This is a genomic window from Streptomyces sp. TRM68367 (genome assembly GCF_014495685.1).
GTDB lineage: Bacteria > Actinomycetota > Actinomycetes > Streptomycetales > Streptomycetaceae > Streptomyces.
The window spans coordinates 51367-63713 of record NZ_JACTVI010000045.1 but is presented as its reverse complement, the minus strand read 5'-3'; the positions used below and the strand labels follow the sequence as shown (position 1 = coordinate 63713).

The following is a 12347-nucleotide window of genomic DNA, read 5'->3' as shown; positions in this document are numbered from 1 at the left end:
GAGGCCGGACTGCACCTGTGTGGTGCGATGCTCTGGCTCCGCAGCATCGCACCACACTCGTGATCCGAACTCCAGACAGGACCTAGTGCCCCGGCAGGCAACGTTTGCCTGTCGGGGCACTAGAAACGCGGAGTTCAGGGCTCTACGACCGGCTCCTGGGCCGCCGCCGTGTCCCCGGCCACCAGGCGCGCGTCCACCGGCACGTTCCGCTTGACCAGGGCCAGGGCGACCGGGCCGAGTTCGTGGTGCCGTACGGACGTCGTGACGAAGCCGATCCGGCGGCCGTCGGGGCCGTCGTCGGCGAGACGGATCTCCGTGCCGTGCGGCGGCAGGTGCACCTCGCTGCCGTCGAGGTGCAGGAAGACCAGGCGGCGCGGGGGCTTGCCCAGGTTCTGCACACGGGCGACGGTCTCCTGGCCCCGGTAGCAGCCCTTCTGCAGGTGCACCGCGCTGCCGATCCAGCCCAGCTCGTGCGGGATGGTGCGGTGGTCGGTCTCGAAGCCGAGGCGGGGGCGGTGGTTCTCCACGCGCAGCGCCTCGTAGGCGAGGATCCCGACCGGCGGGCCGGCCTTTCCGGCGTACGACTCCAGCTCGGCGCGCGGGAGGAAGAGATCGCGGCCGTACGGCGTCTCGCGTACGGCGACGCCCTCGGGCGCCTCGGTGATCGAGCCGGCGGGCAGGTGCACGAGCGCGAAGTCCGCCGTCCGGTCGGCCACCTCGACCTGGTAGAAGAACTTCATCGACTCCAGGTACGCGATCAGCGCGTCCTGCGTGCCGGGCTCGACATGGGCCCACACGGTCGCGCCGTCGTCGACGAGATAGAGCGCGTGCTCGATGTGGCCGTGCGCGGACAGAATCAGCGCCTCGGTGGCCTGACGCGCCGGGAGGTCGCTGACGTGCTGGGTGAGCAGCAGGTGCAGCCAGGCCAGCCGGTCCTTGCCGGAGACGGTGACCACGCCGCGATGGGAGAGGTCCACGAAACCGGTGCCGTCGGCGAGGGCACGCTGCTCACGGAACAGGTCGCCGTAGTGCGCGGCGACGCCTTCGTCCACGCCCTCGGCGGGGACGGCGCCGGGCAGGGTCAGCAGGGGGCTCTTCATATCCCTAAGCCTACGACTCGGTAGTTGAAGCCTTCAGTGAACAGTCCTGGCACTGACCGAAGATCGCGAAGTGCTTCATGTCCGTGTCGAAGCCGAAGGTCTCGCGCAGCTTGGCGGTGAACTCGGCGGCCACGCTCAGGTCGGCCTCGATCACGTTCGTGCAGTCGCGGCAGACGAGGTGGATGTGGTGGTGCCGGTCGGCCAGGTGGTAGGTGGGGGCGCCGTGCCCGAGGTGGGCGTGCGAGACCAGTCCGAGCTCCTCGAGAAGCTCCAGCGTGCGGTAGACGGTGGAAATGTTGACCCCCGACGCCGTCTTCCTCACCTCGCCGAGGATGTCGTCGGGGGTCGCGTGTTCCAGGGTGTCCACGGCTTCGAGCACGAGTTGCCGCTGCGGCGTCAGCCGGTAGCCGCGCTGCCTGAGGTCGCTCTTCCAGTCGGTGCTCACCACAGCAACGAGTCTAGAGCTACTTGAAGAAGGCGATCCCGTCGTCCGGCATGTCGTCCGGGAGGGCCTTGGCCCAGCGTTCGACGTCCTCCGGGGTGACGACCTTCTTCAGGTGGGCCGACATGTAGGGGCGCAGCTCTACCTCGGGGGTCTGCTTCTCGCCGACCCACATCAGGTCGCTCTTGACGTAGCCGTACAGGCGCTTGCCGCCGGTGTACGGGCGGGCGGCGGCCGTGCGCGCGACCGCGTCGGTGACCAGGTCGATCTGGGGCTTCTTGTCGGCCATCTCGCCGTACCAGATCTCGATGACGCCGTCGTCGCGGGTCATCGTCACCTCGACCTTGCGACCGGCGTCGATCCGCCAGAAGCCGTGCTCGGACTCCAGGGGCGTGACCTTGTTGCCGTCCTTGTCGAGGACCCAGGTGTGGGAGTGGTACTCCAGGAAGTCCCGGCCGTCGTGCGTGAAGGTGACCTCCTGCCCGAAGTTGCACTTCTCGGCGCCGGGGAAGTCGTGCACGCCGGCGCCCGCCCAGTTACCCAGGAGGAAGGCGAGCGGGACGAGGTCCTTGTGGAGGTCGGACGGGATCTCAATCATGAGCGGCAATCTGTACGTCTGTGCGGGGGATCAGCGCTGGCCCTGGTACAGCTTCTTCACGGTCAGCCCGGCGAAGGCGAGGACGCCGACGCAGACCAGGACCAGCAGGATTTCGAAGAAGAGTTCCACGGGGTGCTCCTCGATTGAGCGGGGTGCGGTGCGTGCACAGGGCCGGGTCCCAAGCTTACGCGGGCCTTTGGCGCACTACGATTCCGGCTATGGCGAAGAAGCTCGTGATCAAGGTGACAGCGGGGGCCGACGCCCCCGAGCGCTGCTCGCAGGCGTTCACGGTGGCGGCGGTGGCCGTGGCGAGCGGCGTCGAGGTCTCCCTGTGGCTGACCGGGGAGTCCTCCTGGTTCGCCCTGCCGGGCCGCGCCGCCGAGTTCGAGCTGCCGCACGCCGCCCCGCTGCCCGACCTGCTCGACTCGGTGCTGGCCGGTGGCAGCGTCACCCTGTGCACGCAGTGCGCGGCCCGCCGGGACATCACGGAGAAGGACGTCATCGAGGGCGTACGGATCGCGGGTGCGCAGGTGTTCGTGCAGGAGACGCTGGGAGACGAGACGCAGGCGCTGGTGTACTGACCGGGCCGATTCCGCCCCCGCCGCCCCTACCGGACAGGCTGAAATCAAGTCCACCCTCGGCCCTACCGCGGCCGCTTCTTGCCGTCCAGCTCGTCCCACCACTCGTCGGACTGCGGGTCCCCGGACGGGTCGTCCCACCAGCGGTCCTCGGGGCCCCGGCGGTTGGCGACCATGGCAGCGACGGGCGGGATGAGCATGGCGACCACGCACATGCCCACGGCCACCGGGATCGACCACAGGCGCACGACGCCCCACGCCAGGACGAAGAGCGTGAGGCACGTCCCCATCATGGCGAAGTACATGCGACGCCGCCGTGCGTACATACCCCCAGGGTAGGTCTGAGCACGCCAAAAGGGCCGCATCCCAGGTGTCCAACACGAGGGATGCGGCCCTTCGAGGACCTGTTCGAGGCCCTGCCGTCAGACGGCGATCGCGACCTCCGCCAGGCCGCCCTGCTGGGCGACGACCGTGCGGTCGGCGGTGGCGCCGGGCACGAGGGCGCGGACGGTCCACGTGCCCTCGGCCGCGTAGAAGCGGAACTGTCCGGTCGCCGAGGTCGGCACCTCGGCCGTGAACTCGCCGGTCGAGTCGAGCAGGCGCACGTAGCCCTGCACCGGCTCGCCGTCGCGGGTCACCTGGCCCTGGATGGTGGTCTCACCGGGCTTGATCGTCGAGGCGTCCGGCCCGCCGGCCTTCGCTCCACACATGTCGTACTCCTGAAGAGGTCGGATGAGGTCGGGTCGGGGGACTACTTGTTGGCGCCGAGCTCGATCGGCACGCCGACGAGGGAGCCGTACTCGGTCCAGGAGCCGTCGTAGTTCTTGACGTTCTCCACGCCGAGCAGCTCGTGCAGCACGAACCAGGTCAGCGCGGAGCGCTCACCGATGCGGCAGTAGGCGATGGTGTCCTTGGCCAGGTCGACGCTCTCCTCGGCGTAGAGCTCCTTGAGCTCGTCGTCCGACTTGAAGGTGCCGTCGTCGTTGGCGTTCTTGGACCACGGGATGTTGCGGGCGGACGGGACGTGGCCCGGGCGCTGGGACTGCTCCTGCGGCAGGTGGGCCGGGGCGAGCAGCTTGCCGGAGAACTCGTCGGGCGAGCGCACGTCGACCAGGTTCTGCGAACCGATGGCGGCCACGACGTCGTCGCGGAAGGCACGGATCGAGGTGTCCTGCGGCTTGGCCTTGTACTCGGTCTTCGCGCGCTCCGGCACCTCGGTGCCGTCGACCAGCTCGCGGGCGTCCAGCTCCCACTTCTTGCGGCCGCCGTCGAGGAGCTTGACGTTCTCGTGGCCGTACAGCTTGAAGTACCAGTAGGCGTACGAGGCGAACCAGTTGTTGTTGCCGCCGTAGAGGACCACCGTGTGGTCGTTGGCGATGCCCTTCTCCGACAGGAGCTTCTCGAAGCCCTCCTGGTCGACGAAGTCACGGCGAACCGGGTCCTGGAGGTCCTTGGTCCAGTCGATCCGGATGGCGTTCCTGATGTGGTTCTTCTCGTAGGCGGACGTGTCCTCGTCCACCTCGACGATGGCGATGCTCGGGTCGTCCAGGTGCTCCTGGAGCCAGTCGGCGTCGACCAGTACGTCGCTGCGGCTCATGCTCTTTCTCCTCCGGGGCAGTTGCGGCGGGGCGTGCGAGTGAGGGGTGCGCGCGCATGCCGAGGGCGCGCACGGATGCCCTTGGGCAGGGCAGCGGTGGACAACGGGGGATGCGGAAGTCGGCGCTTCCGCTCAGAAGGTGCGACAGAGCATGGCGGCGACACGGCACAGGTCTACTGCCCGCCGCTTCGTGAGATCCGCCTGTCCCCGCGTCTGGAGGACGCTCGAATAGCACTGCATAGGTGCCGATCGTAGGGACGGTCGGGTGGGCATGTCACCGGTGTGTCGCATGCTGAGATGGGATTGTCCGGAATATGGGAAGAACACGTCCCCGGCGCGACTCGCGTACGGCTCCCGGTGGCATGCAGCCCACACCACATCTACGCTACGGACGCCGCCATCTCGCCCATCGGACACCCCCGGTCCGTGGCACCGCTGCTGGTCCTACCCTGCCAGCCGGATGCCGGAACCCTTCACTGTGATGTCGACGCCGTTCTGCGCGGCCTCGACCCTGTCGAGCTGGATGCCGCCGGGCAGTCCGTCGATCTTCTGCTCAAAGTCGGTGATCGCCCGGACCCGGGACTCGGCCAGTTCGACGCCGCCGAAGCTGGGCAGGGTGTCGGCCTTCACCCGCACGGTGTTCCCGTCGACCACCGTCACCGAGCTGAGCACGGAGACCGGCTCCGGCAGCTTGGTGCCGAGGACGGTGGCCTCGACGTCGACCTTGATCTTGCCGTTGCCGCCGTCGGAGAGGCCGACGACGTTGGCGGTGACGCCCGGGGCGACCTGGGTGGGCTCCGACTTGGCGGCCTTGAGCAGTTCGTCGTACGAGACGGTCGCGGTACCGGTTGCGGTCGCCGCGGTGGCGGACCTGTAGTCGCCGGAGAACGCGACGCCCTTCATGTCGGCCCGCAGGGCGTCGATGCGGATCTTCTGGGCGCCGTCTCCGGTGGGGGCCTCGTAGTCCTGGATGCCCACCTGCACGTCGTCCAGTTCGCCGGCGACGACCTGGGTGAGGAAAGGGAAGCCCTCGATGGACACGTCCGGGGTGGAGGCGAGGTTCTCGGTTGTCTTCAGTCGGTCCGCGACCTCGCCCTCGGCGAAGTTGAGCGCGAGGCGGTCGGCCGCCACGAAGAGCCCGCCCAGGATCACGACAAGAATCAGCAGTATTCGCAGTGCACGCATGCGGTGTAGTCCCCCACCTGGCCGGTCCTCGGCGACGACGGTCGCGACGACCGGGCGGCCGTCCAGCGCGAGAGTAACCCTGCGGCGGGGGAGACCGCCGTGTTGTCGATCACCTGTGACAGGGCTCAAGCGGGCAGCCTGGCGTCTACGACGCAGCTGATCTCGATGACCTGGCCGGGGAAGGTCAGTTCGGCGACACCGACGACGGTGCTGACCGGATGATGATCACCGAAGTACGCCAGGTTCCCCTCCGTCACCGCGTTCGCGTTCTGCCGCAGGTCCACCACGTACAGCGTCTGCGAGACGATCTGGTTGCGGGTGACGCCGTAGTGGTTCAGGACCTTGTCGGCGTTGGCGTGGGTCTGCTTGAGCTGAGCGGCGAAGTCGTCCGCGTGCCGGAAGTCGCCCGCCTCGTCGAGCGAGAGCTGGCCGGAGACGTGAATCAGGTCGCCGGACCTGATCGCCTGCGAGTAGCCGAAGTCGCTCTCGGCCGGTACGTGGTGGTGGAAGACGTCGATGGTGGTCATGCTGGGGACACTCCTCGGTCTCTTGCAGTTACCCGGAAACCATAGGAGAGTGAATGCTGACCTGGAAGAACGCACTTTTCGGTGACTGGGGAACCTGATGGTGACCAAGCAGTACACGGGCTCGGCCGACGAGGCGGACCTGAGGCGCGCGGACTCTCTGGCGCGGGAGATCTTCTCGGACGTGGCCAACAAGTGGGCGTTCCTGATCATCGAGGCACTGGGTGAACGCACCCTGCGCTTCAGCGAGTTGCGGAACGAGGTCGAGGGCATCAGCCACAAGATGCTCACCCAGAACCTGCGCATGCTGGAGCGCTACGGCCTGGTCGAACGCACCGTGCACCCCACCGTGCCCCCGCGCGTGGAGTACACCCTCACCGAACCGGGCCAGGCCCTCCGAGCCACGGTCGACGGCATGTGCGGCTGGACCCACCAGTACCTGGGCCACATCGAACAAGCCCGCCGCCGCTTCGATTCCTGAGGCGCGGGGCAAGCCAGACCCACCCCGGCCGGCCCCAACACCGGGCAACCTCAAAAACGCCGGACCACCCACCCTCCCGGCGCGCTCACCCCAGCGCCCGCCCCAGCACATACACCGCCGGCGCCGCCGCAGCCAGTGGCAGAGCCACCCCGGCCGTGAAGTGCACGAAACGGGACGGGTAGTCGTAACTGGCGGCCCGGTGACCGATCAGCGCGCACAGCGCCGCACCCGCCCCCAGCAGGGCACCCTGGGCATCCACACCGGTCACAGCACCGGCCGCGTAACCGGCACCCGCTCCCGCAAGCAACGACACCACCAGCGACAACGCCGTAGGCAACGGCACCGCCCGCGCCAGAACCGCCACCGCCACCGCCACCCCGCCCACCGTCACCGCATCCGCCGATGCCGCCAGATACCCCGCCGCGACAATCGCCAGCGCCGCCGCCGCAACCGTCGCCATCAGCCCGTACATGCGCTCGTCCGGATCGGCATGCGACCGCAGCTGGAACACCAGCGCCAACAGCACCCACACCCCGAGCGTCCCCAGAATCGCCGCCGGCGACCGGTCGGACGCCAGCAGCGCCACGTCCGCGACCACCGCCCCCGCGAACCCCAGCGCGATGCCCTGCCGCGCCGGCCACATCCCGTTCAGCCGGAACCAGCCCGCCGCCGTCACGCCCTGAAGCACCACCAACGGCACCAGCAACGCATACGTACCGACCGCCGCCGCGCCCGCGAGCAGCAGCCCGAGCAGTGCCGTCAGCGCCGCCGGCTGCATCCCCGGCTCGATGATCGGCGAGCGCCCCTCGGCCCGGGCCCGCTGCGCGTCGGTGACGCGCTGGTTCCCGCCGACGGTGGCCGGGCCGTACGCCGGTTCGCCCGGAGGGCTCCCCACGGCCGGCTCCCGACGTACGCCCGCGGAAGCACCGGCCCCCACCGGAGCCGCACCGTAAGCCGCCGGAGGGCCCCCGAACCCCTGTCCCTGCACGGGCCCTTGCTCTTGCTGCGGCGGATACGCCGTCTCCGCCGCGGACACCGGCGGCCGCGGCTGCGTCTCCCAGGTCTGCCCCTGCCACTGCTGCGTGTACTGCTGCGCGTCCTCATGGACGTACGGCTGCTGCCGCGCGGGCCACGCCTGCGCCTGCCCCTGCTGCTGGTACGGGTCGTACCCCTCGTACGGCGACCCTTGATACGGCTGGTCGGTCATCGCTCACCCTCCTGCGAACGGCGGGAGCACCTCGACCGTGCCGCCGTCGGCCAGCCGTACCGTCTCATGTCCGCGGGTGCCCGCGGGGTCACCGTCGACGAGGAACGAGCATCGCCGCATGACACGCACGAGTTCGCCGGGGTGTCGCTCCCGCACGGCGTCGAGCGCCTCGGCGAGCGTGGCCGCGTCGAACGGCTCCTCGGCGATCCCGGCCGCTGCCTTCGCGGCGGCCCAGTAGCGCACCGTGACCTTTGCCATCTGGTTCCTCTGTCGATCGGCGGTGAACACCGTTCAGGCTAGCCCGCCGAACCGACAGCCCAGTCCCCGATCCGCCGCAGCAACGCGTCGTCGGCCGCGTGCTCGGCATGGCCCATGCCGGGCTCCAGCCACAGTTCGCCGTGGTCACCGGCGGCCTCGGCGAGCATGCGGGGGTGGTCCACGGGAAAGTAGCCGTCCAGCTCGCCGTGCACGATCAGCAGCGGCGTCGGCGCGATCCTCGGCACCGCCTCCACCGGCGAAAGCGGCACCGGATCCCACTCCCGGTGATGGATCCGCGTGCGGAATCCGTAGCGGCCCACCAGGCGCCCCGCGGGCCGCGTCACCAGCCAGTGCAGCCGCCGCATGGGCGCCGTACCCCGGTAGTACCACCGGGCCGGCGCACTGACGCAGACCACTGCATCCGTGCGCCCCTCGTGCTCCCGCCCGTACAGCGCCGCGTGCCGCAGCACCACCGACCCACCCATGGAGAACCCGACCGTCACCACGCGCGCGTGCCCCAGCTCGCTCGCCCACGCCACCGCCGCCCTCAGGTCCAGCACCTCCCGGTCCCCGACGGTCGAGCGCCCGCCGGATGCCCCGTGGCCCCTAAACGAGAAGGTGACAACGGCCCCGTGACGCCGGAAGGACGTCACCACCCGCCGCACGTGCGGCCGGTCCACGTCGCCCGTGAAGCCGTGTGCGATCACGAACGCCACATGGCCGGAAGGTGGCGCAGAGCCGTCGTATACGACCGCCCCGGGGTCGTATACGGAATCGATGCGCACGCCGTCAGCCGTGTGCAGGAACGTCCGCAAAGGTGTGTATGTGATCGTCTCGGGATGCGGACGAACGGTGGATCGCGCCACATGACCTGCCGGACCGCTGCTCATGTCGGCTATTCTGCTGGGCAGAGGACTCGGGCAGCGTAGCCCCCGGGTCCTTTTGTGCTTTCGGAAGCGTTGTATACGAGGCGGGAAACCGCAGGTGTACGGGGCCCCGGGATCGCAGAGCAGACCGCAAACGTCCTCGCAGGGACCGAGGAGGAACCAGACGTATGAGTTCTCTGCTGCTCCTGACCAACGCCCTCCAGCCGTCGACGGAGGTGCTCCCCGCGCTCGGCCTGCTGCTGCACAACGTGCGCGTGGCTCCGGCGGAGGGACCCGCCCTCGTCGACACCCCCGGCGCCGACGTCATCCTCGTCGACGGCCGGCGCGACCTGCCGCAGGTGCGCAGCCTGTGCCAGCTACTGCGCTCCACGGGCCCCGGCTGCCCGCTCGTCCTGGTCGTGACCGAGGGCGGCCTCGCCGCCGTCACCGCCGACTGGGGCATCGACGACGTGCTCCTCGACACCGCGGGCCCCGCGGAGGTCGAGGCGCGGCTGCGGCTCGCCATGGGCCGGCAGCAGATCGTCAACGACGACTCCCCGATGGAGATCCGCAACGGCGACCTGTCGGTGGACGAGGCGACGTACAGCGCCAAGCTCAAGGGCCGGGTCCTGGACCTCACCTTCAAGGAGTTCGAGCTTCTGAAGTACCTCGCCCAGCACCCCGGCCGCGTCTTCACGCGCGCACAGCTGCTCCAGGAGGTCTGGGGCTACGACTACTTCGGCGGCACCCGCACCGTCGACGTGCACGTACGTCGTCTGCGCGCGAAGCTCGGCCCCGAGCACGAGTCGCTGATCGGCACCGTCCGGAACGTCGGTTATCGATTCGTTACGCCGGAGAAGGTGGACCGCGCCGCCGAGGAGGCCAAGGCCAAGGCCGAGCGGGCAAAGGCGGAGGATGCGGACGAGACCAGCGCCCCGGCGGGCACCGAGGTGCGTGCCGAGGCGTGAGCGGAGCCCCGCAGGGGCGCGGCGGGACACGTGCGGGCCGTCCGGGTGACGGTCCGCACCCGCCGGGGACCTCTTCCGGCCTGCCCGGACCTGGTATATCCGCGTAGACTTCGCGCGTGGCCAAGGTGACTCGGGATGACGTGGCGCGGCTGGCGGGGACATCCACCGCCGTCGTCAGCTATGTCATCAACAACGGACCCCGGCCGGTCGCCCCGGCCACGCGCGAGCGCGTCCTCGCCGCGATCAAGGAGCTGGGCTACCGGCCCGACCGGGTCGCCCAGGCGATGGCCTCGCGGCGCACCGACCTCATTGGCCTGATCGTGCCGGACGCCCGCCAGCCCTTCTTCGGGGAGATGGCGCACGCGGTCGAATGGGCCGCGGCCGAGCGCGGAAAGATGGTGCTGGTCGGCAACAGCGACTACGTCGGCGAGCGCGAGGTCCACTACCTGCGGGCCTTCCTCGGGATGCGGGTCTCCGGGCTGATCCTGGCCAGCCACGCGCTCAACGACCTCGCCGCCGCCGAGATCGAGGCCTGGGACGCGCGGGTCGTGCTGCTGCACGAGCGGCCGGAGGCCATCGACGAGGTCTCCGTGGTCACCGACGACCTCGGCGGCGCCCAGCTCGCCGTACGCCACCTGCTGGAGCACGGCCACGAGTACGTCGCCTGCATGGGCGGCGTCGCGGAAACCCCCGCGGTCGGCGACCCGGTCTCCGACCACGTCATGGGCTGGCGGCAGGCGATGGCCGAGGCCGGGATCTCCACGGATGGCCGGCTCTTCGAGGCCCTCTACAACCGCTACGACGCCTACGAGGCCGCCCTGCGGATCCTCTCCGGGCCGAACCGCCCGCCCGCGATCTTCTGTTCCACCGACGACCAGGCGATCGGCCTGCTGCGCGCGGCGCGCGAGCTGCGCATCGACGTCCCAGGCGAGCTGGCGGTGGCCGGCTTCGACGACATCAAGGAGGCGGCGCTGGCCGACCCGCCCCTGACGACGGTCGCCTCCGACCGTTCGGCCATGGCACGCGCCGCGGTGGACCTGGTCCTGGACGACGGGCTGCGGGTCGCGGGCTCGCGCCGCGAGCGGCTGAAGGTGTTCCCGTCGCGGCTGGTGGTCCGGCGGTCGTGCGGCTGCGCATGAGGTTTCTCTGAGAGCCCCTGCCAACCGCCGAGGGAGCCCTTTATATCGGGCATACGAGGTTCTGTCGGGCTTCTCAGTGAGCACTCAGGGAGCTCTCATGGTCGAGCGCGAAGCTCATGAACATGACCGAGAGCTTCCACCGCAATGGTGAGTACGAGAACCCTTACCAGGGTGAGCAGTCCTCCGCGACCCCGGTGAACCCCGAGTGGCCGCCCCCGCCGGCGTACGGTCCCGCGATCCCGCCGAAGAAGCGCAGGCGCGGCCCCGCCGCCCTGCTGGCCGCCGTGGCGATCGTCGCCGCGGCCGTCGGTGGCGGCACCGCGTACGGCATCCAGGAGCTGACCGGCAACGACACCACCGTCGCCGCCAGCTCCACCAGCACCGATGTCGTCCCGGCCGGCCAGAAGGGCACGGTCTCCGGGGTCGCCAAGGCGGTCAGCCCGAGCATCGTCGAGATCAACGCCGACTCCAACGCCGGTTCCTCCACCGGCTCCGGCGTGGTCATCACCAGCGACGGCGAGATCGTCACCAACAACCACGTCATCTCCGGCGCCTCGCAGATCGAGGTGACGATGAGCGACGGGAAGAAGTACTCCGCCGAGGTCGTCGGCACCGACAGCAAGAAGGACCTGGCGCTGATCAAGCTGAAGAACGCGGCCGGCCTCAAGCCCGCGACGCTCGGCAACTCCGACGGCGTCCGGGTCGGCGACGAGGTCGTGGCGATCGGCTCCCCGGAGGGCCTGTCCGGCACGGTCACCAGCGGTATCGTCTCGGCGCTGAACCGTGAGGTCACAGTGCCCACCGACGAGCAGCAGCAGCAGCCGGACGGCAACTGGCCGTTCGAGTTCGGCGGCCGTCAGTTCAACGGCGACACCGGCTCCAACACGACGACGTACAAGGCGATCCAGACCGACGCGTCGCTCAACCCGGGCAACTCCGGCGGCGCGCTGATCGACATGAACGGCAACATCATCGGCATCAACTCCGCGATGTACCCGACCGGTTCGTCGTCCGACCCGGGCAGCGCCGGTCTCGGCTTCGCCATCCCGGTCAACACCGTCAAGGCCGACCTCGCCAAGCTGCGGGCCGGTTCCACCGACTGACCCCGCCACGGCGGACAACCCTGGGGAGTACGACATGATCAAGCAGATCCCGCACCCGGCAACCGGCACCGGCCCGGCCACCCTCACCCTCGCCCTCACGGTCGCCGCCGAGCTGCACACCCCGGCACCCCGGGCCCCGGAGGTCGCCCCCACGGCCACACGCCCGGCCCGCCGCGCAGCGCGCCGCCGCCGCACGGCCGCACGGAGCTGAGCCGCCACAGCCGACATGGCGGCGGGCAGTCGTGCCTCCCCCGGTGTCTTGAGGGCCTGGGAGGGACCCCCAGGGCGGCACGGGTGGGCG

The 12347-nt window shown here is 69.9% G+C and carries 17 protein-coding genes; 6 read left to right on the top strand and 11 right to left on the bottom strand.

Annotated features, from left to right (window positions below; all coding sequences use genetic code 11):
• Nucleotides 1–134: 134 nt before the first annotated feature.
• From H8R17_RS26180 to H8R17_RS26170, 3 genes are read right to left on the bottom strand one after another with little or no spacing between them, the layout of a single operon-like run.
• The gene (locus H8R17_RS26180; RefSeq protein WP_187825665.1) at nt 135–1100 is read right to left on the bottom strand and encodes a folate-binding protein YgfZ; all 966 of its coding nucleotides are present in this window, start codon (nt 1098–1100) and stop codon (nt 135–137) included.
• 10 nt (nt 1101–1110) lie between these two features.
• On the bottom strand, nt 1111–1548 hold the full coding sequence (locus tag H8R17_RS26175; protein WP_187825664.1) for a transcriptional repressor: 438 nt from the start codon (nt 1546–1548) through the stop codon (nt 1111–1113).
• 16 nt (nt 1549–1564) lie between these two features.
• On the bottom strand, nt 1565–2140 hold the full coding sequence (locus H8R17_RS26170) for an FABP family protein (RefSeq protein WP_187825663.1): 576 nt from the start codon (nt 2138–2140) through the stop codon (nt 1565–1567).
• Nucleotides 2141–2358: 218 nt separating this feature from the next.
• Between H8R17_RS26170 and H8R17_RS26165 the strand changes: the two genes are divergently transcribed.
• Entirely contained in the window at nt 2359–2721 is a 363-nt protein-coding gene (locus H8R17_RS26165) for a DsrE family protein (RefSeq protein WP_187825662.1), read from the top strand.
• A gap of 62 nt (nt 2722–2783) precedes the next feature.
• Here H8R17_RS26165 and H8R17_RS26160 read toward each other — a convergent pair whose 3' ends face one another.
• The 5 genes from H8R17_RS26160 to H8R17_RS26140 form a co-directional block, all read right to left on the bottom strand.
• Nucleotides 2784–3044, bottom strand: a complete 261-nt coding sequence (locus H8R17_RS26160; RefSeq protein WP_187825661.1) for a DUF3099 domain-containing protein — start codon at nt 3042–3044, stop codon at nt 2784–2786.
• 96 nt (nt 3045–3140) lie between these two features.
• Nucleotides 3141–3428 (bottom strand): DUF1416 domain-containing protein, encoded by a 288-nt coding sequence (locus H8R17_RS26155; RefSeq protein ID WP_187825660.1) that lies wholly within the window; start codon nt 3426–3428, stop codon nt 3141–3143.
• 41 nt (nt 3429–3469) lie between these two features.
• The gene (locus H8R17_RS26150) at nt 3470–4315 is read right to left on the bottom strand and encodes a sulfurtransferase (protein ID WP_187825659.1); all 846 of its coding nucleotides are present in this window, start codon (nt 4313–4315) and stop codon (nt 3470–3472) included.
• A gap of 444 nt (nt 4316–4759) precedes the next feature.
• Nucleotides 4760–5500, bottom strand: a complete 741-nt coding sequence (locus H8R17_RS26145) for a DUF2993 domain-containing protein (protein WP_187825658.1) — start codon at nt 5498–5500, stop codon at nt 4760–4762.
• A gap of 125 nt (nt 5501–5625) precedes the next feature.
• On the bottom strand, nt 5626–6027 hold the full coding sequence (locus tag H8R17_RS26140) for a RidA family protein (protein WP_187825657.1): 402 nt from the start codon (nt 6025–6027) through the stop codon (nt 5626–5628).
• Nucleotides 6028–6124: 97 nt separating this feature from the next.
• Here H8R17_RS26140 and H8R17_RS26135 point away from each other — a divergent pair, with 97 nt between their 5' ends.
• On the top strand, nt 6125–6505 hold the full coding sequence (locus H8R17_RS26135) for a helix-turn-helix domain-containing protein (RefSeq protein ID WP_187825656.1): 381 nt from the start codon (nt 6125–6127) through the stop codon (nt 6503–6505).
• A gap of 85 nt (nt 6506–6590) precedes the next feature.
• Here the strand turns inward: H8R17_RS26135 and H8R17_RS26130 are convergent, their stop codons facing one another.
• Genes H8R17_RS26130 through H8R17_RS26120 form a run of 3 tightly spaced genes read right to left on the bottom strand, consistent with a single transcriptional unit; the run spans nt 6591 to nt 8860 of the window.
• Entirely contained in the window at nt 6591–7712 is a 1122-nt protein-coding gene (locus tag H8R17_RS26130; protein WP_187825655.1) for a hypothetical protein, read from the bottom strand.
• Nucleotides 7713–7715: 3 nt separating this feature from the next.
• Entirely contained in the window at nt 7716–7970 is a 255-nt protein-coding gene (locus H8R17_RS26125) for a MoaD/ThiS family protein (RefSeq protein WP_187825654.1), read from the bottom strand.
• Nucleotides 7971–8008: 38 nt separating this feature from the next.
• Complete coding sequence (locus tag H8R17_RS26120) at nt 8009–8860, bottom strand: alpha/beta hydrolase (RefSeq protein WP_187825653.1); 852 nt, start codon at nt 8858–8860, stop codon at nt 8009–8011.
• Between the two features lie 164 nt (nt 8861–9024).
• On the opposite strand from H8R17_RS26120, the gene H8R17_RS26115 reads away from it, so the two are divergent.
• From H8R17_RS26115 to H8R17_RS26100, 4 genes are all read left to right on the top strand, one after another.
• Entirely contained in the window at nt 9025–9804 is a 780-nt protein-coding gene (locus tag H8R17_RS26115; protein ID WP_187825652.1) for a response regulator transcription factor, read from the top strand.
• Nucleotides 9805–9920: 116 nt separating this feature from the next.
• Nucleotides 9921–10943, top strand: coding sequence for a LacI family DNA-binding transcriptional regulator (locus H8R17_RS26110; protein WP_187825651.1), 1023 nt, complete (start codon nt 9921–9923; stop codon nt 10941–10943).
• Nucleotides 10944–11065: 122 nt separating this feature from the next.
• On the top strand, nt 11066–12046 hold the full coding sequence (locus H8R17_RS26105; protein ID WP_187825650.1) for a S1C family serine protease: 981 nt from the start codon (nt 11066–11068) through the stop codon (nt 12044–12046).
• Between the two features lie 34 nt (nt 12047–12080).
• Nucleotides 12081–12257 carry a hypothetical protein gene (locus H8R17_RS26100; RefSeq protein WP_187825649.1) on the top strand — a complete coding sequence of 59 codons (177 nt, stop codon included), beginning with the start codon at nt 12081–12083 and terminating at the stop codon, nt 12255–12257.
• Nucleotides 12258–12347 lie beyond the last annotated feature (90 nt).

Coding starts and splice junctions, on each gene's coding strand:
- H8R17_RS26180 (WP_187825665.1), bottom strand. CDS start 1,100: ATGAAGAGCCCCCTGCTGACCCTGCCCGGCGCCGTCCCCGCCGAGGGC.
- H8R17_RS26170 (WP_187825663.1), bottom strand. CDS start 2,140: ATGATTGAGATCCCGTCCGACCTCCACAAGGACCTCGTCCCGCTCGCC.
- H8R17_RS26165 (WP_187825662.1), top strand. CDS start 2,359: ATGGCGAAGAAGCTCGTGATCAAGGTGACAGCGGGGGCCGACGCCCCC.
- H8R17_RS26160 (WP_187825661.1), bottom strand. CDS start 3,044: ATGTACGCACGGCGGCGTCGCATGTACTTCGCCATGATGGGGACGTGC.
- H8R17_RS26155 (WP_187825660.1), bottom strand. CDS start 3,428: ATGTGTGGAGCGAAGGCCGGCGGGCCGGACGCCTCGACGATCAAGCCC.
- H8R17_RS26150 (WP_187825659.1), bottom strand. CDS start 4,315: ATGAGCCGCAGCGACGTACTGGTCGACGCCGACTGGCTCCAGGAGCAC.
- H8R17_RS26145 (WP_187825658.1), bottom strand. CDS start 5,500: ATGCGTGCACTGCGAATACTGCTGATTCTTGTCGTGATCCTGGGCGGG.
- H8R17_RS26140 (WP_187825657.1), bottom strand. CDS start 6,027: ATGACCACCATCGACGTCTTCCACCACCACGTACCGGCCGAGAGCGAC.
- H8R17_RS26135 (WP_187825656.1), top strand. CDS start 6,125: ATGGTGACCAAGCAGTACACGGGCTCGGCCGACGAGGCGGACCTGAGG.
- H8R17_RS26130 (WP_187825655.1), bottom strand. CDS start 7,712: ATGACCGACCAGCCGTATCAAGGGTCGCCGTACGAGGGGTACGACCCG.
- H8R17_RS26125 (WP_187825654.1), bottom strand. CDS start 7,970: ATGGCAAAGGTCACGGTGCGCTACTGGGCCGCCGCGAAGGCAGCGGCC.
- H8R17_RS26120 (WP_187825653.1), bottom strand. CDS start 8,860: ATGAGCAGCGGTCCGGCAGGTCATGTGGCGCGATCCACCGTTCGTCCG.
- H8R17_RS26115 (WP_187825652.1), top strand. CDS start 9,025: ATGAGTTCTCTGCTGCTCCTGACCAACGCCCTCCAGCCGTCGACGGAG.
- H8R17_RS26105 (WP_187825650.1), top strand. CDS start 11,066: ATGACCGAGAGCTTCCACCGCAATGGTGAGTACGAGAACCCTTACCAG.
- H8R17_RS26100 (WP_187825649.1), top strand. CDS start 12,081: ATGATCAAGCAGATCCCGCACCCGGCAACCGGCACCGGCCCGGCCACC.